We start from the raw sequence: 22,186 nt of genomic DNA on the forward strand, positions 1-22,186 counted from the left end.
ATAGTAGGTAGATTTGCTAAATTCAGCTAAAAGAGGAATTTTTGGCTGTTGTAAATTAACTGGTTTCGAGGATTATGATGCAGCCATCATTTAACAAAAATAAAGCAATACTTTCTTTACTACCCCTTTTAACCTTTGTAGCACTATTTTTGGGCTCTGGTTTATATTTACAATCGCAAGGGGTTGACTACGCTTTTTATCAACTTCCTGCTCCAGTGGCTATATTACCCGCCATTATGCTTGCGTTTATTTTAAATAAAGGCACAGTAAACGAGTGTGTAGAGACCTTTATTAAAGGTGCCGGACACAACAATATTATTACCATGTGTTTAATCTACTTACTTGCAGGTGCGTTTTCTGCTGTTGCCAGTGCAACCGGTGGTGTAGATGCGGTAGTAAATGCAGGCTTATCTCTTATTCCACCTGCGTTATTGCTCCCTGGCTTATTTTTAATTGCAGCGGTTGTATCTACTGCAATGGGTACGTCGATGGGAACGATTGGTGCGATTGGTCCTATTGCTTATGCGGTATCAATTAAAACAGGTATAGATCCAGCATTAATGGCAGGTACGATTGTATCTGGCGCTATGTTTGGCGATAACCTATCAATTATTTCCGACACCACTATTGCAGCTACGCGAACGCAGGGCTGTGAAATGAAAGACAAGTTTAAAGAGAATCTTAAAATTGCAGTCCCTGCTGCAATACTAACTATTGGCTTGTTGTTTTACTTAACACCTGCAGCACAAGTAGTTGAGACCAAAGATTACGATATTTGGTTAGTACTTCCTTATGCCTTTATTTTAGTGTTAGCAGTTGCTGGCTTGAACGTATTTGTCGTGTTGTTTAGCGGTATTATTTTTGCTGCATTAATGGGCTTTACAGGAAGTTATGAAGGCGCAAGCTTTGTAAAAGATATTTACAAAGGCTTTACCGATATGCAGGAAATATTTTTACTATCAATGTTTATTGGTGGCTTATCTGAATTTATTCGTATTAACGGTGGCCTTGATTTCATTGCCCAAAAAATTCAAGCCATAACTAAAATCATCGCAAAATGGCACCGTAAAGTGGCCGATCAATTAGGTATTGCAGCATTGGTTATGACAAGTAATATGTGTATTGCTAATAATACCGTATCTATTATTGTTGCTGGCCCTATTGCTAAAAAGCTGGCAGATGATGGTGAAATAAGCGGTAAACGCTCTGCAAGTTTGCTTGATATATTTGCTTGTGTAACACAGGGTTCATTGCCTTATGGCGCACAAGCGCTACTGTTAGGCGCTACGTTTAAAATTAGCCCGTGGGAAGTATCAACGTCTTCTTATTACTGTTTTATTTTAGCATTTACGGCGATTACTATTATTTGTTTACGCCGTAATAAAGCGTAATAAATTGAGTCATTACATGTTGCAGCTTATTAAGTAGGCTGCAACATGTGTTAAATTAGCGATCAACAAATCAATCTCTTCTGCTATAATTGCCGCTTCCGCGTGTCACTAAAATTATAGTTATAAACAGTTATGAAATTTAAAAAATTACTCCCTTTTATTACCCTTACTTCTCTCGCTTTATCATCGTCGGCTTTCGCTGCCAATTGGAGCAGTACAGCAGTACATATAAATAATGGCAGCCAAAAAAATCCATTTTCTAAGCAAGAGTCAGACACCACTGTTTACTCGCTTCAACATGCATCGGGCTATGACTACGGCGATAATTTCTTTTTTATTGATTACAGTAAAGACGATATAGATGACGGTTACCAAGATGCTGATTTTTATGGTGAGTGGTACTCAACGGTTAGTTTATCTGCCATCACTGGTAAGCAAATTGGCTCTGGCGCATTATTAGATGTTGGCCTAACGGGCGGTATTAACGTTGCTGGTGATGCAAAAGTAATGAAGTATCTACCAGGTGTTAAATTAAGCTGGGATGTACCTGGGTTTAACTTTTTTCAAACGCTGTTCACAGCCTACATTGACGATAGTGAAGGTGTAGCAAAAGGCGGCGCACCTATTGAAACTAATAGTTGGATGCTTGATGTAGCTTTTGAATATCCTTTCACTATTGGCTCACAAAAGTTTAGCTTTAAAGGCCACGCTGAATACATCGCAGAGCGTGAAGATGAATTTGGTAACGATGTACAAGCTTGGATACTAGCACAGCCTATTTTAGTGTGGGATATGGGTCACGCCCTTCAAATGAAAGAAAACACACTACTGCTGGGAATGGAATTACAATACTGGCACAACAAATTAGGTACTGAAGTCACTGAATCTGTACCACAAATCCATATTGAGTGGACATTTTAAGCTTCAACAATCAGCTCTTTACTCAGTAATAATAAGCGAAGCACTATTTTAGCTTCGCTTTTTTTCGTCCACGTAAAACATTTAATTGAACAGGTTTAAATACTTAGTTATTGTTGTACTTCTTTTTAAGCCAAGCGCTCGCCTTTAATAGGAGTAACTGAATGTCGTCGATTAAAGTTATTTGTTTCTCTACTTTATTAGTACTAACAAACAATGCCTTAGCTGGCCCTTCTCAAGATACATCCGCCCTTTCTTATGATGCACTATTAAGCAATTACGAATACGATTTTAAGGTAAATTACTTTGCACTTGAGTCACAAAAACAATCATTAAAAATGGCTTATATTTACTTAAAGCCAACTAAAGCCGATATGCCTACAGTTACACTTATGCATGGCAAAAATTTTAACGCCGACTACTGGACTACAACTGCGCAATACCTGCAATCTTTAGGTTATGGGGTATTAATCCCTGATCAAATTGGTTTTGGCAAGTCGTCTAAGCCAACTAATTACCAGTATTCGTTTGCGACGCTTGCTCATCATACTCACGCGTTAATAGATTCACTTAATATTAAAGAGTCGATTGTACTTGGGCACTCTATGGGCGGGATGCTAGCGAGTCGTTTTGCATTAATGTACCCAAACGCCACTAAAAAGCTAATTTTATTAAACCCTATTGGGCTTGAAAACTACTTGCAGTATGTTGATTACAAAGATACTAATTTTTTCTATAAAAACGAGCTTTCAAAAACACCGGAAGGCGTTAAACTTTATCAGCAAAAAAATTACTACGATGGTAAGTGGAATACAACATATTCAGCCTTAACTGACTTTATAACAGGGCAAATACAAGGCCCAGATAAAGAACAAATGGCATGGGTGAATGCAAAAACATACGATATGATTTTCACTCAACCTGTAATAACCGAATTTAAAGATTTAACTGTGCCAGTTAAATTAATTATTGGTACACGCGATAGAACCGGTCCAGGCCGTAACTGGAAAAAAGATGATGTTGATTACGAGCTTGGTCGATACGATAAATTAGGCAAACACGCTGCAACACTTATTCCTGACGCACAATTATTCGAACTAGATAACTTAGGGCACCTGCCGCACATTGAAGATTTTGAACGCTTTAAAAATGTATTACAAAAAGCGCTTACAACTAAATAAAGGTGAGTACTGAATACAAAAACCCCTGTAAGTAATTACTCACAGGGGTTTTTATTTAGTAATTAAACTAAATTATACCAATCTGCTTATATATGGGGTCTATTTAACGTTAAGAAAATTACGCTAGAACTAGGCAAAAATTTTTGTATCTAGTTGTTCTAAATAAAAATTTTTAACGACGTTATAGTGCAATTTAATTCGTTAAATTGATCAAAGATTTATGCAGGTTGGTATTACAACTTACATTGTGGGTTTTTACCCTGTGCTTTAGCTGTACTTTGCTCGCTAAGTGCTTTACTCATTTGTGCTTGTAAGTCTTTAATACGACTGCTTGGCGCTGGGTGAGTTGATAAAAACTCAGGTGTTGTACCACTACCTGCTGCACTCATATTTTGCCAAAGGGTTACTGATTCTTGTGGATTAAAGCCTGCTTCAGCCATTAAATCTAAACCAATTTCATCAGCTTCTGACTCGTGCGAACGGCTAAATGGCAAAACAACACCATACTGTGCGCCTAAGCCTAGACCCTGCATAATTTCATTACGGTATTGAATGTTACCCATTTCAAGTGCTGCACTACCAAGTTGCATACCGGTATCTAAAATAGAGCTTTGTGAAACACGTTCATTAGAATGCTCAGCAATTACGTGCCCTACTTCGTGCCCTAGCACTGTTGCTAATTGGTCTTGATTGGTGGCTATTTTTAATAAGCCCGTATGAACCCCAATGTAACCACCAGGTAGTGCAAAAGCGTTAGCAGATTCATCTTCAAATACAACTACTTCCCAATTTTGCGACGCGTATTCTTTTGGTAATACAGCCACTACTTTTTCAGCAATGCAATTTACATATGCATTTGTTTTTGCATCTTTATTAATTGGTTGGCTTTTTTTCATATCTGCAAAACTAGCAGTGCCCATTTCACTCATTTGTTGATCTGAGTAAAGCGCTATTTGAGTGCGTCCTGTTGGTGACGTTTTACAACCGACTAAAACGGCTGTCGCTAATACTGCAAGTACTAGTTTTTTCATGATAATTCTCTTTAGTAATGAATTTTTTATTGCTTGTAGAATAGCAAACACAGTACCAATTTAAAATATTTGCTTTATATACCTTTATATTAAAAGGATGCGATAAGACGATAAACTTAGCAGGCAAACTAAGTTTATCCAAATACAATGCCCTGTTACACTATAGCCCTTGTTTTTAGTGATTGTTGAGTTTACACATGGACGCCTCAGCCTCGTCTTTTAATACCCGTATTTTATTGCCTTTATTAGCCAGTATCGTGGCGATTACTCCTTTGGCTATTGATATGTATTTGCCTGCCATGCTAGTAATTGCAAGCGATTTACAAACTAATATGCCAAATGTACAAATATCGTTGAGTATTTACTTAGCGGGTTATTCATTGGGGATGTTATTTTTTGGCCCTATTGCCGATCAAATTGGCCGCCGTAAGCTCGCACGTATTGGCTTAACCCTATTTGGCGCAAGCTCACTTGCACTCGCATTTACAACCGAAATCCATGCGTTTTGGACTCTTAGAGCAGTGCAAGCATTTACGGGAGCGGCAGCTACCGTAGTCGTACCGGGTATTATTCGCCATATTTATCAGCAAAATACAGCCAAGGGAATGTCGTATGTGTCGATGATCATGATGGTAGCACCGTTAGTAGCCCCCTCTGTTGGTTCGTTTATTTTAGGATTTTCTGTTTGGTCAACCATATTCTTGGTTCTTGCTGGATATAGCTTTTTAATATTAGCGTTTGTACAAGTGTATTTAATAGATATACCTATTCATAAAAATGAGAAGAAAGGCCTCGCTCTGTTTTTTGACAGCTATAAGACTGTACTGAGTAATAAAGACGCACGTGCGGATATACTCAGTTCTATGTTTGTATCGTTTGGATTTTTTTGCTTTTTAACCTCAGTACCTTTTATATATTTGGATTTATATGAAGTATCAGAACAATTATTTGGTGTGTTATTTGCGTTTAATGTAATGGCGCTGATGTTTGGTAACTTTTTAAATACGCGAATTGTACCAAGGCTGGGCTCTCGAAAAATGCTCTATATTGGGCTTGTATGTGGGTTTGTATCGGGCCTTTCGCTGTTAACATTTAGCTTATTGCACTTATCACTTTATTATATTGTGGCTGCTATTGCGCCATTAATGATGAGTTTAGGTGTCACTGCAAGTAATGCTGATTCGCTAATATTGATGAAGTTTGAAAGAAACACAGGTACAGCAACGGCCGTAATTGGCACACTTCGTTTTGGTAGTGGTGCATTAGTTGGCCCGCTACTCGCCATTATGCACGCAAAAAGCGCAGTGCCATTTTCAAGTTTAATGTTTAGTGCTGTATTACTCACTATGCTCGTACAGCTAATTCACTATAAAAAAGACAAAAAAAATGCCTCAATATGAGGCATTTTTATCAAAGCTAATAACCTTAAATTAATTAAGCGTCAGCAGCTTTAGAAACCATAACCATTGCAGGGCGTAATAAACGACCATTCAATGTGTAACCTTTTTGCATAACAGCAAGTACTGTATTAGGTGTTACATCGTTACTTGGTTGAATTGACATTGCTTGATGAAAATCTGGATTAAACTGCTCACCTTGTGGGTTTACAATTTCAACACCAAATTTAGAAACAGCGTCATTAAAGCTCTTAACCGTCATATCGATACCTTCAAGCAACGGCTTTAGTGTCTCATTTTCTTTATCAGAAAATTCAATAGCACGTTCAAGGTTATCAATTACAGGTAGTAATTCGTTAGCAAATTTTTCTAGTGCAAATTTATGCGCTTTTTCTACATCTTGTGCTGCACGACGACGAATATTATCTACATCTGCTGCGGCACGAACAACACCGTCTTTTTGATCAGCAATTGTTTGCTTTGCAGCTTCAAGCTCTGCATATAACATCGCAATTTCTGCTTCAGGGCTTTGTTCTTGTTCTGCATGCTGATCAGCGGCTTCTACTGCTGCTTCTACATCAGCCTGCATTTTAGAAATTTCTTCGTTTAATTCTACTTCTTGCTCAGGGTTTTGTGTCTGCTCAGACATAAAATACGTGCTCCAATTCTTTACAACTGCGGTAATTATGGGGATTGAATAAAAAGATTCAAGAGTTAGATGCCTCAATTAATTTAAATTCTTGAATTATTTCTTCAATCTGCGCTGATTTAGGACAAATGATACAAAAACGGCTTTGATATTCTTGATTTTTAAAGTACGGCACGCTTATTACAATTAATTCATCGCACTCAGTAAAAGGTAATTTTTCGCTATTAAGTACCGATACACCATTTTTAAAAGCAAGCTTATCTTCTACATAATTTAAAAACGAAACACCAATATTTAAACTTTGTTCGCAGTCTATTTGTTTGTAGAGGTAATTTTCACCAACAACAATACTATTATCTGAGCCTAATTTTTGGCTTAGTTGTCGCGTCCATTGATTAAGCGAATCATGACAATTTCGAGGCGCTGTATTTGCCATAGCTTGCATACGGTACAAACCTTCCATTAAGGTTTGTTGGCTAAATACAGTATTCAACCACGTGGCAAATTGATAACGAACAGAGTCTGACGAATCATGAGGTTTATCAATACAAATATTGTGACTCTGCCCTGCCCTATCTATTAATAAAATAAGCCAGTCGGTAGAATCAAAATCAAGCACTTCTACTCTAAACACTTGCTGTGAACTGGCTTGAGGTAAACCAACACAACAACATACTTGATATTTTTGGCTTAAACCATGCGCTAGCTCAACGAGTTGTGACTGCTGTGGTTGCCAATAATTAGCAATATCAGCAAGCACAAAAAATTCGTCAAACCAATAATCAAACCCTTCATTTGTCGGCACTCGCCCTGCGGATGTATGAGGTGAATACAATAAGCCCACTTTTTCTAAGCGAGCCATAGCATTACGAACCGTAGCCGAACACACTGCCATGCCTTTGAGCTTGGCAATTTTTGTTGATGGAACAGGCAAGCCTTCACCATTACAGTACATGTTCATAACAGCTGAAAAAATTTGCTGATCTCGTGGGTTTAGTTTCATGGTATCTACATCTTGTTGCATGAAAGAGATATCGGGGCGTTTAGTTCTTTTTCAAGTCGTGCAGCTAACTCACTACGAATAAAATTGAAGGTTTATAATATTGCTATAATCTGTATTTTCAAACACTTCTGTTTTGAGTTACTCTACTATTATTAAATCTCTTTGTGCGTACATTATGGACTCTCCTTTTAACACCATAGGCCTAATTGGCAAACCTAATCACCCAGGAGCCGCTGCTACCCTTCAGCGTTTACATACCTTTTTACTTGCGCTTGGCTTTGAGGTAATAGTAGAAAAACGCACAGGGAGTCAGTTAGACGATATTCCGCATGACAAACTTGTTAAGTTAGTCGACTTAGGTGAACAAGCCGATTTAGCCATTGTTGTAGGCGGTGACGGTAACATGCTTGGCGCAGCACGCGTACTTGCGCGCTTTAACATTGCTGTAATTGGTGTAAATAGAGGCAACCTTGGTTTTTTAACTGATTTAAACCCCGAAGGGTTTGAAGCGAGCTTGGAGCAAGTGCTCAGTGGTGAGTATCTTGAAGAAAAACGTTTTTTATTAGAAGTAGAAGTATATCGCCACAACGAATTAAAAAGTGCAAACTCAGCCGTTAACGAAGCGGTACTTCATGCCGATAAAGTAGCGCACATGATTGAATTTGAAGCTTTTATAAATAATGACTTTGTGTTTTCTCAGCGCTCCGATGGTTTAATAGTATCAACCCCGACAGGCTCTACGGCGTATTCACTTTCAGGTGGCGGTCCAATATTAACGCCAGAACTAAATGCTATATCGTTAGTACCTATGTTTCCTCATACCTTATCTAGCAGACCTTTAGTGGTAGATGCCGATAATGAAGTTCGTTTAAAGCTAAGCCTAGAAAATACAGATAGCCTACAGGTAAGCTGCGACAGCCACGTAGTGCTAGCCGTATTACCCGGCGATGAGGTAGTAATTAAAAAAGCCGATAAACAATTGCGCTTAATTCATCCAAAAAATTACTCTTACTACAACGTTTTACGTACAAAACTGAATTGGGGTAGTCGTTTGTACTAGGGCCTGTTTATCTTTCGAGGTTAAATTTGCAGCTGCATATTTGGTATTTAGACAAGGCAGAGCCTGTGTTGTGTGGTTATTCCCCATAAATAGGCGATAACGCAACATAAAGGCCAAACATGCGCTGCCCTCAGGGTTCTTTCTAGGGGCGATTGACTCTTTGTTGCTCGGTTTTTACTTAGCCCACTAGGTTTCAAACCTCGCGCCGCGATTAAATCCCCCCTAGATTGAACAAATCTTAATCCTGAAAGGTAAACACGCCCTATTCTTATTGCCAAATTTAGTACTATAAAGCAAAATGGCGACTTAAAATAATAATCAACTAATTTAGGAACGAGTAGCAATGACTTATGTAGTATTCTTTGCTTTACTGCTATTAATTACACTTTTATACAGTTACCTCAAAATTGAGAGTAACCGTAAAAAAGCGATAGAAGCTAGAAAAAAGCTATTTAATGAACGTGTTTCGCATGTAAATACGCGCCTTAAAGCAAAGCTTAATGATCTACTTGATGCTAAAATAATTCGCCCAAAATACGTTCCTCGCATTCAAGCTATTGTAAATAATTTTTTTGTTGTTCAATCACATACAGACGAGAACTTGCAACAGCTTGAAGATACCGCCGACCTACTAATTAATACGTTGTCCAACGAGTTAATTAAAATCAATCAAACAAATATAATTCAACCATTGATTGATAATATACAGTACTTTGTATCTGAGTTGCCCCAGCAAGGAATTTTGTACAATAAGAGTTTTTATATTAATACATTACCTCCCCTCATTGCTCTGCTTAAAACCGAAGAGAGTATACAACCTACTGATATTGTTGATGATCAAATTGATGCATCTTCCCAAACTTCCGATACACAGTTTACTCAAGATGTAAGTGTTGCTTAAATAATAAAAAATTAATTTGCAAAAAACCAAAACACTGTATAAATTAACAGTTAATTGACTGGATGGATAAACAGTATGTTAATTGGTTTAGAAGTTAAAAATTTTGCAATCGTAAGTAATTTAAGCACCGAATGGCGCAGCGGTATGACTGCGATCACAGGTGAGACAGGTGCTGGTAAATCTATTGCTATTGATGCCCTATCGCTATGCTTAGGTGAGCGCGCTGAAGCATCAGCAGTTCGCCCAAGCTCTGATAAAGCGGAAGTATGTGCACAATTTGACTTAACAGATCTACCGCTTGCTCAAGCATTTTTAGAGCAACATATGCTAAGCACTTCTGACAACGAGTGCTTATTACGTCGTGTTGTTTGTAAAAATGGCCGTAGTAAAAGCTATATTAATGGTAGTGCAGTTACCGCATCACAATTAAAAGAACTTGGTCAATATTTAATATCTATTCATGGACAACATGCCCACCAATATTTATTAAAAGCTGAGCATCAGTTACAGCTTTTAGATGCCTATGCAGGGCATCACCACTTAGTAAACTCAGTAAATAAAAACTATAAACAGTTTGCTAACTTACAAAAAGAATTTAAACACTTAGAACAACAACAGCAGCAACAAGCAGCGCAAAAACAATTGTTAGAGTATCAAGTTGCTGAGCTTGATGAATTTGCATTACAAGAAAATGAGTTTGATTTAATTGAGGCTGAGCATTACAAACTAAGCAATAGCCAAACAATATTAGAATCGTGCCAACGTGAGTTACAACACTTATATGAAAGTGATGAGCAAAACGCTTGCTCATTACTACAGCACAGCGCTCAACAATTTACCGAACTGGCTCAATATGACGAAAGTTTAGCAAGCGTAGCTGCTATGCTTAGCGAAGCCGCTGTACAAGTTGAAGAAGCAAGCCGCGAAGTGCGCAATTACACTGAGCAAGCAGATTTAGACCCGGCACGCTTAGTTGAAGTAGAAAATAGGCTAAGTGGAGCGATGGATTTAGCGCGTAAGCATCATATAAAACCACAGCAGTTAGTTGAGTTTCATCAATCGATTGCTCAAGAACTTGAGTCAATAAGTAATAATAGTAATCGTCTGGAGCAGCTTGAGTCAGAAATAGAAAGCGCGTTACTTAGTTACAAGCAAACTGCTGATGAATTAAGTAAAAGCCGCTGCGAGTATGCTAATACACTTAACACACTAATAAGTGAAAGCATGGCTAATTTATCAATGGAAAACGGTGTTTTTGAAATAGCCTTAACTCAAGAGAGTAATCGTACACCGAATAGCCTAGGTTTTGATAATGTCTCGTTTTTAGTATCAACTAATCCGGGACAACCACTTCAGCCATTAGCTAAAGTAGCATCAGGTGGTGAGCTTTCTCGTATAAGTCTTGCTATACAGGTAATTATTGCCCAAAAAGTAACAACCCCAACACTTATTTTTGATGAAGTTGATGTAGGTATTTCTGGCCCAACGGCATCTGCTGTAGGTAAGTTATTACGCCAATTAGGTAAATCAACTCAAGTAATTTGTGTTACTCATTTACCGCAAGTTGCCAGTAGTGCACATCAGCAATTTTTTGTAGCTAAAGAAATAGCACAAGGCGAAACGTTTACTCATATGCTGCCTTTAAATAAAGATGGCCGTATTAATGAAATAGCCCGTTTACTTGGCGGCGATAACATAAGCAAAACAGCTAAAGCAAATGCTAAAGAACTAATAATGGCTCATGCCTAATGTGTTAGTAAATAACGTCTTCAAGGATTAAATAATGCACAGTACTTTAGTTGATTTTTGTATAATTTTAAGTTGGTTGTTATTAGTACTAAGTACCTGTTTAATTATATTTAGTAAATATAAACATACTTGTTTTAAACAACGTTTATTTAAGTTTTTAAATAGCTTTTTAGTTTTTCAACTAATCGTTGTGGCCTATTACTTTACTAGCGAAAAAATAAATGGACTAAGTGATTTAGGTGTTAGTTATTGGGTTTTAATTACAATGCAGATTGCGTGTATTGTAATATGCTACATGAGCTTAAAACGCAGAAAGGCTAAAATAAGGCCATCCCTTGATTCGTTTTCAATGGATTAAAGTAAATAAACATTTAAAAAGAGCACGTTCTGTTTTTACCTTGCTCTTTTGCTTTATAAAGTAGTTCATCAGCATGCTTAATATCTAGGTCAATTGAGCGCTCAGCGTTTGCAGCTGTGATGCCAATACTTAGCGTTATATTTACACTATCTGAAAATAAGCTTACAGCTGAAGCTTTAAGGGCATTATGGATTTTTTCTGCAACGAGCTCGCCATCATCAATGGTTACATTTGGAATCACAATTAAAAACTCCTCACCGCCCCAACGTGAAGCAATCGCATTTTGCGGAATATTATTTTCAAATGTTTTGGCTAAATGGATAAGAGCTTCATCGCCAAAATCATGGCCGAATTGATCATTAATTTTTTTAAAATTATCTACATCAGCTAATAATATTACAAACGGAATATTATTATTTTTAAGCTCATTTTTAAAAGCTATAAGCTTATTCATAGTGAAACGACGGTTTGGCAGATTAGTGAGTGGATCTATAGTTGCTAAAAATTCATTTTTTTGGCTTAAAGCAATTAATTTACTGCTGTATTTTTCTCTTGAAAATTCGTAATAACCACTCAGCGATGCAACAATTATAAAAGCGAGTATGATTCTGACTGGAAACTGCTCAGGATTGTAGTCATATATATTAAATGTATCAGCGCAATAGAAACCGAGAACAATTGCCGATAAAAATAAAACAATATCAAACGTCCCTCGTTTAAGCCCTCGAATTGAATAAGTAACAGGAGACACTATAAATATCCATATAGGCCCTGTACCTTGTGCTCCTCCTGTAAGTACAAGATAAAACATCAGTGCATACAGGTTATATAAAATTACAGTTGCAGACTTCTCTACACCTCTACCTATATTAAACGCAGATAAGTAAACAAACGAAGAAACAACCAAAGTAAATGCTAATAAATAGCTACTGTTAATAAATGCTAAGCTAGCCATCGAAAACGTTGCTATAAAGCCTATTGAGGAAAAGAACCGAACAATGAGCTTCCTTTCTAAATTGTTTGAATATTCGTACATAATTTCTATTTATTTATTAATGTATAAAAGCAAACTTATAGATATAAAGTAAGCAAACCGTAAACAGCGTGCAATAATGAACCTACTTTATATTTAAATCAACTATTAAGGTTAGTAATTAGCACTGACAATTGTGCACTTATTTTTAGCCTCTTGCATTTATCTCAGGTAAGTACCTTTTTTACGATATTAAATTGCTTGGCACTAATACCATTTGCTAAATTATATAAGTACGCCCTTTTATTCCTGCAATAATCGAACTGACTGGTAGTCAAAAAATAATTTAAACCTGCATAGTTAAAGATGGTAGTAACTATTCTATGAATTGTGCTTGGACCGAGTAAACAACACATTAATCAATAAAAGTGCCGCTACAAAAAAATACACGCAATATACCAATCCGCGATAATACTCAATCAATTTCAAGGATTGAACTTGGCGCTAACTGCGTTAAAACTTTCGAGATACGACTGCATGAATACAAAGCAATGTAGAGGTAATTGCCAAGAACACCTAAGTAGCGAAACTTTAGCCTCATTATCGACATAATTTTGTTATCTCAAAATAGATCACTTAATTAAGCGAATTGGTATTAGAGTATATAAACGACATAGAAGAAAGAAGTGTCGATAACGTTTATATATATGAAACGAGCCCTGAAAGCCGCTTAGTAGATACCCAAAGAAATCGCATTTGGCTTAGAAAGAACAACCCATAATAACAAAGCAGTTTCTCTGAAAGTTACTATATAAGGTTTCTACATGAAGTTACTAACAAAAGGTGTTGTTCAAGAAAGCCATACAAAAGGTGGTATAAATATAGCCCCATTTGTCGCTAATTACGTTGACATTACATTTGGATAAAAAAAATAAAAAAAGCAAGCCACTTGGCTTGCTTTAAATATCGTTATTTTAAAACGAAAAATTAAACTTTTAAGTAATCCATAATACCTTCTGCAGCGTTACGTCCTTCAAAAATAGCAGTTACCACTAAATCTGAACCACGTACAATGTCGCCACCAGCAAATATTTTAGGGTTAGTAGTTTGATGTGTAAACTCACCTTGCTCTGGTGCGTTAATGCCGCCCCAGTTGTTTATTTCTACATCGTATTTTTCTAACCAATCCATTTTGTGAGGTTGGAAACCAAACGCCATAATAACTTGATCAGCTTCAATGACATGTTCTGAACCAGGTACTTCTTCAGCACGGCTTCTGCCTTTTGCGTCAGGTTCACCTAATTTAGTTTTAACCATTTTAACGCCGGTCACTTTACCTTTATCGTTCAGTACAATGCCTTTAGGCTGAACGTTATACGTAAATATAACGCCTTCTTCTTTCGCGTTTTTAACTTCACGTTTAGAGCCTGGCATATTTTCTTTATCACGACGATAAGCACACGTTACTTTTGCAGCATTTTGTCGAATAGACGTACGCACACAGTCCATCGCTGTATCACCACCGCCAAGTACAACTACTTTTTGATTAGCCATATCAATACACGGTTGTTTTGTCTCGTCGTAGCCCATTACACGGTTCGTGTTACCAATCAAAAACGGCAATGCATCGTGAACACCCGCTGCATCTTCATTTTCAAGACCTGCACGCATACTCTGATACGTACCAACCCCTAAAAACACAGCGTCGTAATCAGCTAAAATTTGATCAAGTGTAATATCAACACCTACTTCAACATTTAACTTAAATTCTACGCCCATTTCAGTGAAAATTTCACGGCGCTTTTGCATTACTGATTTTTCAAGTTTAAAAGAAGGAATACCAAATGTGAGTAGTCCACCTATTTCTGGGTGACGATCAAACACCACTGGTTTAACGCCGTTACGCACCAAAATATCAGCACACCCTAAACCTGCAGGGCCTGCACCAATAATGGCTACTTTTTTGTCAGTCCATGTTACATAAGACATATCAGGCTTCCAGCCCATTTTAAATGCCTCATCAGTAATGTATTTTTCAATATTACCAATTGTAACCGCACCAAACTCTTCATCGAGCGTACACGAGCCTTCACACAATCGGTCTTGTGGGCAAACACGCCCACAAACCTCTGGTAAGCTATTTGTACGATGAGAAAGCTCAGCCGCCTCTATAATACGGCCCGTGCGTATTAACTTTAACCATTGTGGAATGTAGTTATGTACTGGACATTTCCACTCACAGTATGGGTTACCACAATCTAAACAACGGTCAGCTTGTGAGTTAACCTGATTCTCTGAAAAGGGTTCGTAAATTTCTACGAAAGATTTTTTACGTGACGAGATTGGTTTTTTGCGTGGGTCTACACGCTGCACGTCTATAAATTGATATACATTTTCGCTCATACTGCCCCCTTATTGCGCCTGAACACGTAGTTCGGCACTACTGCGAGCGCGATGCCCGAGTAAACTTTTTACGTCACTTGATATTGGTTTTACTAATTTGAACATCGGTAAGTACAATTCAAAGTTAGCCAAAATACTTTCTGCTCTGCACGAACCCGTAAGCTCTAAATGCTCAGCAATTAAGCCGCGTAAATGTTCTTGATGCGACGTTAATTCGTCTAGTGTTACTATTTCGACAAGCTCTGGATTAATGCGTTTTTCAAAATCATTTCGCTCATCTAATATATAAGCAAAACCACCTGTCATACCCGCGCCAAAGTTAACGCCTACATTGCCCAGTACACATACAACGCCGCCCGTCATGTATTCACAACAGTTGTCACCTACACCTTCAACAACCGCTTGCACACCTGAGTTACGAACTGCAAAGCGCTCGCCTGCACAACCTGCAGCAAACAGTTTGCCGCCTGTTGCACCGTATAAACATGTGTTGCCTGCAATTGTGGCTTTGTGACTTTCGAACGAAGAGCCAAGTGGTGGACGAATAACTAGCTTACCGCCCGCCATGCCTTTACCTACGTAATCGTTTGCATCGCCAACCAGTGTCATTTCAAGGCCACCGGCATTCCACACACCAAATGATTGACCGGCAGTACCGTGTAGCTCAATTGCTACAGGATCTGCCGCCATACCTTGGTTGCCATATTTATCGGCAATATAGCCAGAAAGCATTGCACCTACCGATCTGTCCGTATTACAAATACGACTTACTAGTGAGATACCGCTTGAAGCATCAATTGCGTCTTGCGCCTTAGCAAGTAGGCTCTCATTAAGTTTTCCTAAATAATGTGAGCTATTAGGCGCACTACAATAAAGTGTTTCGCCAGTTGGGTTATTAGGCTGAGCAATTACGGAAGATAAATCAATTTTCTTCTGTTTTGCTGTTTTGCCTTCAATGGCTTCAAGCAAATCTAAACGACCGATTAAATCAGTTAAGTTTACAACCCCCAAGCTTGCCATGATTTCACGTGCTTCTTGCGCTATAAACTTAAAGTAGTTCATCGCCATTTCTGGTAAGCCGTGGTAATGCTTTTGACGAAGTGTTTCGTCTTGTGTTGCAACACCGGTTGCACAGTTGTTTAAGTGGCAAATTCGTAAGTATTTACAACCAAGCGCAACCATTGGGCCGGTACCAAAGCCAAAGCTTTCTGCACCTAAAATTGCCGCTTTAATTATATCTAAACCTGTTTTTAAGCCACCATCTGTTTGCAAACGAATGCGATGACGCAGTCCATTTTCAACAAGGGCTTGCTGCGTTTCAGCAAGTCCTAGCTCCCATGGGCTACCTGCATATTTAACTGAAGTAAGTGGGCTTGCGCCTGTACCGCCATCATAGCCAGAAATAGTAATTAAATCGGCATACGCTTTAGCAACACCTGTCGCAATGGTTCCTACGCCTGGTTCTGAAACCAGTTTTACAGAAATAAGTGCTTTAGGGTTTACTTGTTTCAAATCGAAAATTAGCTGTGCTAAATCTTCAATTGAGTAAATATCGTGATGTGGTGGTGGCGAAATTAATGTAACACCTGGAACAGAATAACGAAGCTTAGCAATATATGGGGTTACTTTTTCACCCGGTAATTGACCGCCTTCGCCTGGTTTTGCACCTTGCGCTACTTTAATTTGAATAACGTCAGCACTGCGTAAGTAATGCGGCGTTACGCCAAATCGACCTGAAGCAACTTGCTTAATACGCGAGTTTTTCTCGGTACCATAACGCAGCTTATCTTCACCGCCTTCACCAGAGTTTGAACAACCACCTAAGCGGTTCATTGCAATTGCTAGAGCCTCATGCGCTTCTGGCGATAATGCACCAATACTCATTGCTGCTGAATCGAAACGCTTGTATAGGTTTTCTGCAGGCTCTACATCATCGATGCTAATGCCTTGCTCTGGAATTTTAAGCGCAAGCATGTCACGTAAAGTGGCAATAGGACGCGTATTAACAAGTTTTGCATATTCACTGTAATCACTATATTCACCAGAACGAACTGCTTTTTGCAGGGTTTGGATTACATCAGGATTATAAGCATGATACTCGCCGCCATGTACGTACTTAAACAAGCCGCCGTGGCTTAATAATTTACGCTTACTTAGAGCGAGTTTGTGTAAGCTTTGCTGATCGTCATCAAAGTCGGTAAAGCATGCGCCCTGTATGCGACTTGCCACACCTTTAAAGCACATTTGTACAATAGCGTCAGATAAACCAACCGCTTCAAACAACATTGAGCAGCGATATGACGCAACCGTACTTATGCCCATTTTAGACATGATTTTGTATAAGCCCTTGTTAATGGCTTTACGGTAAGCAAGAGTTACTTCGCAATACGACTTATTAATAATTTTGCTGTCGCTCATCGCAACTAACGATTCATACGCAAGGTATGGATAAATTGCCGTAGCACCAAAGCCTAATAACACAGCAAACTGATGCGCATCACGCACGCTACCGGTTTCAATGATAATGTTTGATTCACAGCGAAGATTGTTATCAACTAATCGTTTTTGTACCGCACCTACAGCCATAGCTGCTGGAATCGGCAAATTTGCTTCATTAAAGTTACGGTCAGTTAAAATAAGCATGATACAACCAGCGGCTGCTTTTTCTTGTGCTTGGTCACAAATACGCGTTACCGCATTTTCTAAACCTTCTTCAACTGTGTAGGTAATATCAATTTTACAGTAGCTGTAATGCGCTTCATCAGCATTTAATAGCTGCTGCATGTCTGCGTACATTAAAATTGGCGTATCAAACTGTAGGCGCTTAGCATGGCCTGTTGTTTCGTTAAATACGTTTTGCTCACTACCAATACATGTCGCAAGTGACATTACATGATTTTCACGCAGTGGATCGATAGGTGGATTTGTTACTTGCGCAAATTTTTGGCGGAAGTAATCATAAAGCGAACGATGCCCTTCACTAAGCACTGCAAATGGCGTGTCATCACCCATTGAGCCGGTTGCTTCTTGGCCGTTTTCACCCATTACACGAATAACACTATCAAGCTCTTCGTTGGTATAACCAAACATTTTTTGATATTTAGCTAGCGTTTCGTCATCAAATGAGCGATTACCGGCGTCTTGTTCAGTAAGCTCTTCAAATGGAACTAAACGCTTAACGTTCTCCTCAAGCCATGACTTGTAAGGATGGCGAGACTTTAAATCTTGATCGATTTCATCTGAGTGCCAAATTTTGCCAAGCTTAGTATCAATAACTAATAATTCACCTGGTCCAACACGGCCTTTTTCAACTACTTCATCGGCAGTGTAATCCCAAATACCCACTTCTGATGCAAGCGTAATAAAGCCATCTTGTGTAATTACATAACGCGCTGGGCGAAGTCCATTACGGTCAAGGTTACACGCCGCAAAACGACCATCCGACATAACAATACCTGCCGGGCCATCCCATGGTTCCATATGCATAGAGTTAAAGTCGTAAAATGCACGTAAATCGTCGTCCATTGCACGGTTTTTCTGCCATGCAGGTGGTACGAGCATACGCATAGCGCGGAATAAATCCATGCCACCAGCTAAAAATAGCTCAAGCATATTATCTAGGCTTGATGAATCAGAGCCGGTTTCGTTTACAAACGGCGCTGCGCTTTGTAAATCAGGAATAAGCGGTGACGCAAACTTATATGAACGTGCGCGTGCCCACTGGCGGTTACCTTCAATAGTATTAATTTCACCATTGTGTGCTAAATAGCGGAAAGGTTGAGCTAAAGGCCAACGCGGCTGAGTATTAGTAGAAAAGCGCTGATGGAAAACACAAATCGCACTCGTCATACGAATATCAGCTAAATCTAGGTAAAAATTTGGTAAATCTGCAGGCATCATTAAGCCTTTATAGATAGTTACCAAACCAGATAGACTTGCGATATAGAAAGCTTCGTCATCAACAATGCGCTTTTCAGCGCGGCGGCGTGCTACATATAAGCGACGCTCTAAGTCTTTAGAACGCCAACCTTCTGGCGCGCTAACAAAAATTTGTTCAAAACCTGGTAATTGCTGTACAGCAATAGGACCCAACATAGATGGGTCGGTTGGCACAACGCGCCAACCTAAAATATTTAACGTTTCTTTTTCTAATTCTTCGCTAAGTATTTGTTTTGCAGCTTGCGCTAAAACAGGGTCTGAATTTAAAAATATCATACCCACTGCGTAGTTTTTGCCTAAGTGCCAGTTATGTTCACTAGCAATAGCACGGAAAAAGCTATCTGGTTTTTGTAATAATAAACCACAGCCATCACCTGTTTTACCATCGGCAGATATACCACCACGGTGCTGCATGCGATCAAGCCCCGTAATAGCAGTACGAATAAGCCTATGACTAGCTTGACCATTAACTTGGGCTATTAAGCCAAAGCCACAATTTTCTTTTTCTAACTTTGAGTCGTATAACATAGACCCCTCCCCTTGCTGCACTGTTAGCGTGGATGAACTGCTCGACGATTTGCTAACAGACGGACAAAACTAGCCTCTATCTTAAATAGAGTCAATAGCACTTTGAATACATATTCACATTCTTGAATATTTCTCACTTCATAGCAAGATTTCTTTTTATCATTATTTTTAACATTTAGCGTTATTTTAACCACTATTTTTTCATGACACTGGTGTCAAGTTTAACATATTGTAAAAAACATGAGCCTTCAGCGCGCCAGCTTACGTAAACGTAAAGGCAACCGAAAGTGAATAAGTATTCAGCGCTAGAGAGGCTATTCAGTTAACATTTAGATAGTTTTATGCCATTTCATTACTTTAATGGCTTAACATCCCCGATTATTGCTGCTCATTAGTATAGTTATGAAAGTTCATGTCATTTTTTGTACGTTAATAGTGAATTTTTATTTAAAACTATGTCCGATGCGGACACATAAACTGTCCGCGGACATAAATTTCAATAACAAAAAAATAAAATCACTTAAATATCAAGGCTATAATAGTTGGCATATTAATCGTATAACTTTATATATAATCGCTAATTGGAATTACTATGTTTACTCTAAGCTTATTTTTACTCTCTCCTATTGCCGCTATTTGCACAGCAGCTTTATTGCTGCTGTGCGAAAAATACATAAAAGCAATTTAGGGGAAATTAAATGATTAAAGATACCAGCGCACAAGACGTACAAGTAAAGGCACCTATAAGCTATAAAAAATACGCGATAATCACTGCGATTGTTTTCATTGTGGTCTCTGCAATTGCTTATATTTTTTTAACGAGCCATAGCGCTAAAAGCTCTATTAGCCGCTCAAAAGTACAGATTGCAAAAGTACATGTTAAGGCGCTCATTCGAGACATTGCCGCCAGTGGTAAAATTGTTGCTGCTAATGCTCCTAAAATCTACAGTCCAGAACGTGGATTTATAGATTTAAAAGTAAAGGCCGGCGATACAGTAAAGCAAGACAACACACTTGCCCTGCTGCAAAGCCCTGAGTTAACTAATGAATTAAAGCAACAGGAGTCTGTACTTAAAAGACTTGAAGGCGAACAGCAAAGGCAACATTTGCAAGCAAGACGCCAAACACTCACCTTAAATAAAACACTCGATATGGCACAAGTCGAGCTTAACGCCGCTGAGCGCGAAAATCGTCGCGCACAGTTATCAATACAAAAGCACTTAATTAGCCAAATTGATCTAGAAAAAGCAGTTGATGATTTATCACGTGCAAGACTCTCCTATAAGCATGCGCAGCAAGAGGTATTGCTTGCCAAAGACACGCTCGCTTTTGAACTACAAGCTGCTAAAAGTGATGTGACCCGCCAACAACTTATTGTTGATGACTTAATCCGAAAAGTAAGCAACCTATCTATTAAGGCTACCGTTACAGGGATCGTGGGTAACCTATTAGTGCAACAAAAAGCCGCTGTGACGCAAAGCCAACCTCTTATGACTCTCGTCGACTTAAGTAATTTTGAAGCCGAACTCCAAGTTCCTGAAAGTTACGCAAACGAATTAGGGCTCGGTATGGAAGTAGAGCTTAAGTTAGGCAATGAAACAGTGATGGGGAATTTATCCGCCATATCACCAGAAGTTAATAATCGTGAAGTAACAGCACGCGTCCGATTTAAAGCTGTTACTAACAACATCCGTCAAAACCAACGCTTAACTGCACGTATTTTACTCGACAACCGAGAAGGTGTAATGCAGGTAAAACGCGGCGCTTTTATGCAGCAAGGCGGAATTTTTGCTTACAAGGTAGAAGGCAATATTGCAAAGCGCATTCCTATTACAATAGGCGCCACCAGCATTAATGCGGTTGAGCTTTTAAGCGGTGTTAAAGAAAACGATGAAATTATTATTTCAAGCTACAGCGACTTTAAGCAAGCCAACACGATTTTATTAAATTAAACAGACGCTCTCAACCAACGCTAAAAATAATTAGGAACAACCATGTTACAAATGAACAATGTAAGTAAAGTATACCAAACAGAAATGGTACAGACCCATGCGCTTCGAGACTTTAACCTGCAAGTAAACGAAGGCGAATTTATTGCTGTTACCGGTCCTAGCGGCTCAGGAAAAACAACCTTTTTAAATATTGCAGGTATGCTCGAGCCTTTTAACGAAGGTGAGTACCTGTTAGATGGCGTTAATGTTGGCAGCCTAAACGATAACCAACGTGCTGATTTACGTAATCAAAAAATTGGCTTTATATTCCAAGGCTTTAATTTGATCCCCGATTTAAATTTATATGAAAACATAGAAGTTCCTCTTCGCTACAGAGGGATTAAAGCAAATGAGCGAAAACGTCGAATTGAACAATGCCTTGAACAAGTTGGTTTAGCATCTCGCGCTAAACACTTACCTCAACAACTCTCTGGTGGCCAGCAACAACGTGTGGCAATAGCCCGTGCGCTTGCCGGTGAACCTCGTTTTTTACTTGCCGATGAGCCAACAGGTAACCTTGACAGCTTAATGGCTCGCCAAGTTATGGAGTTACTTGAGCAAATAAATCGCGACGGTGCCACTATTGTAATGGTAACGCATGATAGCGAATTAGCCCGCCGTGCTCCGCGTAATATTCAAGTAGTTGATGGGCAACTTGCCGACTTTACACTTTATCAAGGCGCGCAAACTATAAAAACAGCATCGGGGGTTTAA

The 22,186-nt window shown here is 38.8% G+C and carries 15 protein-coding genes; 9 read left to right on the plus strand and 6 right to left on the minus strand.

Going from position 1 to position 22,186, the window contains the following annotated elements:
- The first annotated feature begins 77 nt into the window (after positions 1–77).
- The 3 genes from I6F47_RS05200 (at position 78) to I6F47_RS05210 (ending at position 3,490) form a co-directional block, all read left to right on the plus strand.
- Positions 78–1,391 (plus strand): Na+/H+ antiporter NhaC family protein, encoded by a 1,314-nt coding sequence (locus I6F47_RS05200; protein WP_024590843.1) that lies wholly within the window; start codon positions 78–80, stop codon positions 1,389–1,391.
- A gap of 132 nt (positions 1,392–1,523) precedes the next feature.
- Positions 1,524–2,312 carry a hypothetical protein gene (locus I6F47_RS05205; RefSeq protein ID WP_010553415.1) on the plus strand — a complete coding sequence of 263 codons (789 nt, stop codon included), beginning with the start codon at positions 1,524–1,526 and terminating at the stop codon, positions 2,310–2,312.
- Positions 2,313–2,473: 161 nt separating this feature from the next.
- Entirely contained in the window at positions 2,474–3,490 is a 1,017-nt protein-coding gene (locus tag I6F47_RS05210) for an alpha/beta fold hydrolase (RefSeq protein WP_197183471.1), read from the plus strand.
- A gap of 233 nt (positions 3,491–3,723) precedes the next feature.
- Here I6F47_RS05210 and I6F47_RS05215 read toward each other — a convergent pair whose 3' ends face one another.
- Positions 3,724–4,521 carry a M48 family metallopeptidase gene (locus tag I6F47_RS05215; protein WP_010553413.1) on the minus strand — a complete coding sequence of 266 codons (798 nt, stop codon included), beginning with the start codon at positions 4,519–4,521 and terminating at the stop codon, positions 3,724–3,726.
- A gap of 197 nt (positions 4,522–4,718) precedes the next feature.
- Here I6F47_RS05215 and I6F47_RS05220 point away from each other — a divergent pair, with 197 nt between their 5' ends.
- The gene (locus I6F47_RS05220; protein WP_165725904.1) at positions 4,719–5,921 is read left to right on the plus strand and encodes a Bcr/CflA family efflux MFS transporter; all 1,203 of its coding nucleotides are present in this window, start codon (positions 4,719–4,721) and stop codon (positions 5,919–5,921) included.
- A gap of 34 nt (positions 5,922–5,955) precedes the next feature.
- On the opposite strand, the gene grpE is transcribed toward I6F47_RS05220, so the two are convergent.
- Both grpE and I6F47_RS05230 read right to left on the minus strand, forming a co-directional pair.
- The gene (gene grpE / locus I6F47_RS05225; protein WP_007375833.1) at positions 5,956–6,567 is read right to left on the minus strand and encodes a nucleotide exchange factor GrpE; all 612 of its coding nucleotides are present in this window, start codon (positions 6,565–6,567) and stop codon (positions 5,956–5,958) included.
- A gap of 58 nt (positions 6,568–6,625) precedes the next feature.
- Entirely contained in the window at positions 6,626–7,591 is a 966-nt protein-coding gene (locus I6F47_RS05230) for an HrcA family transcriptional regulator (protein WP_024590838.1), read from the minus strand.
- Between the two features lie 154 nt (positions 7,592–7,745).
- Between I6F47_RS05230 and nadK the strand changes: the two genes are divergently transcribed.
- From nadK to recN, 3 genes are all read left to right on the plus strand, one after another.
- Positions 7,746–8,630, plus strand: a complete 885-nt coding sequence (gene nadK / locus I6F47_RS05235; protein ID WP_004335384.1) for an NAD(+) kinase — start codon at positions 7,746–7,748, stop codon at positions 8,628–8,630.
- 343 nt (positions 8,631–8,973) lie between these two features.
- Entirely contained in the window at positions 8,974–9,531 is a 558-nt protein-coding gene (locus tag I6F47_RS05240; RefSeq protein WP_007584558.1) for a hypothetical protein, read from the plus strand.
- A 75-nt stretch (positions 9,532–9,606) separates the two neighbouring features.
- A complete protein-coding gene (recN, locus tag I6F47_RS05245) occupies positions 9,607–11,280 on the plus strand; it encodes a DNA repair protein RecN (RefSeq protein ID WP_007584560.1) in 1,674 nt (557 codons plus the stop codon).
- A 371-nt stretch (positions 11,281–11,651) separates the two neighbouring features.
- On the opposite strand, the gene I6F47_RS05250 is transcribed toward recN, so the two are convergent.
- From I6F47_RS05250 to gltB, 3 genes are all read right to left on the minus strand, one after another.
- Complete coding sequence (locus I6F47_RS05250) at positions 11,652–12,674, minus strand: GGDEF domain-containing protein (protein ID WP_331458551.1); 1,023 nt, start codon at positions 12,672–12,674, stop codon at positions 11,652–11,654.
- 924 nt (positions 12,675–13,598) lie between these two features.
- On the minus strand, positions 13,599–15,014 hold the full coding sequence (locus I6F47_RS05255; RefSeq protein ID WP_007584567.1) for an FAD-dependent oxidoreductase: 1,416 nt from the start codon (positions 15,012–15,014) through the stop codon (positions 13,599–13,601).
- Between the two features lie 9 nt (positions 15,015–15,023).
- On the minus strand, positions 15,024–19,481 hold the full coding sequence (gene gltB, locus I6F47_RS05260; RefSeq protein WP_101163759.1) for a glutamate synthase large subunit: 4,458 nt from the start codon (positions 19,479–19,481) through the stop codon (positions 15,024–15,026).
- A 698-nt stretch (positions 19,482–20,179) separates the two neighbouring features.
- Here gltB and I6F47_RS05265 point away from each other — a divergent pair.
- Together I6F47_RS05265 and I6F47_RS05270 are read left to right on the plus strand one after the other, a co-directional pair.
- Complete coding sequence (locus I6F47_RS05265) at positions 20,180–21,433, plus strand: efflux RND transporter periplasmic adaptor subunit (RefSeq protein WP_197183473.1); 1,254 nt, start codon at positions 20,180–20,182, stop codon at positions 21,431–21,433.
- 42 nt (positions 21,434–21,475) lie between these two features.
- Entirely contained in the window at positions 21,476–22,186 is a 711-nt protein-coding gene (locus tag I6F47_RS05270) for an ABC transporter ATP-binding protein (protein WP_004335374.1), read from the plus strand.

The organism is Pseudoalteromonas sp. NZS37, assembly GCF_015864265.1.
Taxonomy (GTDB): domain Bacteria; phylum Pseudomonadota; class Gammaproteobacteria; order Enterobacterales; family Alteromonadaceae; genus Pseudoalteromonas; species Pseudoalteromonas arctica.

Coding starts and splice junctions, on each gene's coding strand:
- I6F47_RS05200 (WP_024590843.1), top strand. CDS start 78: ATGCAGCCATCATTTAACAAAAATAAAGCAATACTTTCTTTACTACCC.
- I6F47_RS05205 (WP_010553415.1), top strand. CDS start 1,524: ATGAAATTTAAAAAATTACTCCCTTTTATTACCCTTACTTCTCTCGCT.
- I6F47_RS05210 (WP_197183471.1), top strand. CDS start 2,474: ATGTCGTCGATTAAAGTTATTTGTTTCTCTACTTTATTAGTACTAACA.
- I6F47_RS05215 (WP_010553413.1), bottom strand. CDS start 4,521: ATGAAAAAACTAGTACTTGCAGTATTAGCGACAGCCGTTTTAGTCGGT.
- I6F47_RS05220 (WP_165725904.1), top strand. CDS start 4,719: ATGGACGCCTCAGCCTCGTCTTTTAATACCCGTATTTTATTGCCTTTA.
- grpE (WP_007375833.1), bottom strand. CDS start 6,567: ATGTCTGAGCAGACACAAAACCCTGAGCAAGAAGTAGAATTAAACGAA.
- I6F47_RS05230 (WP_024590838.1), bottom strand. CDS start 7,591: ATGCAACAAGATGTAGATACCATGAAACTAAACCCACGAGATCAGCAA.
- nadK (WP_004335384.1), top strand. CDS start 7,746: ATGGACTCTCCTTTTAACACCATAGGCCTAATTGGCAAACCTAATCAC.
- I6F47_RS05240 (WP_007584558.1), top strand. CDS start 8,974: ATGACTTATGTAGTATTCTTTGCTTTACTGCTATTAATTACACTTTTA.
- recN (WP_007584560.1), top strand. CDS start 9,607: ATGTTAATTGGTTTAGAAGTTAAAAATTTTGCAATCGTAAGTAATTTA.
- I6F47_RS05250 (WP_331458551.1), bottom strand. CDS start 12,674: ATGTACGAATATTCAAACAATTTAGAAAGGAAGCTCATTGTTCGGTTC.
- I6F47_RS05255 (WP_007584567.1), bottom strand. CDS start 15,014: ATGAGCGAAAATGTATATCAATTTATAGACGTGCAGCGTGTAGACCCA.
- gltB (WP_101163759.1), bottom strand. CDS start 19,481: ATGTTATACGACTCAAAGTTAGAAAAAGAAAATTGTGGCTTTGGCTTA.
- I6F47_RS05265 (WP_197183473.1), top strand. CDS start 20,180: ATGATTAAAGATACCAGCGCACAAGACGTACAAGTAAAGGCACCTATA.
- I6F47_RS05270 (WP_004335374.1), top strand. CDS start 21,476: ATGTTACAAATGAACAATGTAAGTAAAGTATACCAAACAGAAATGGTA.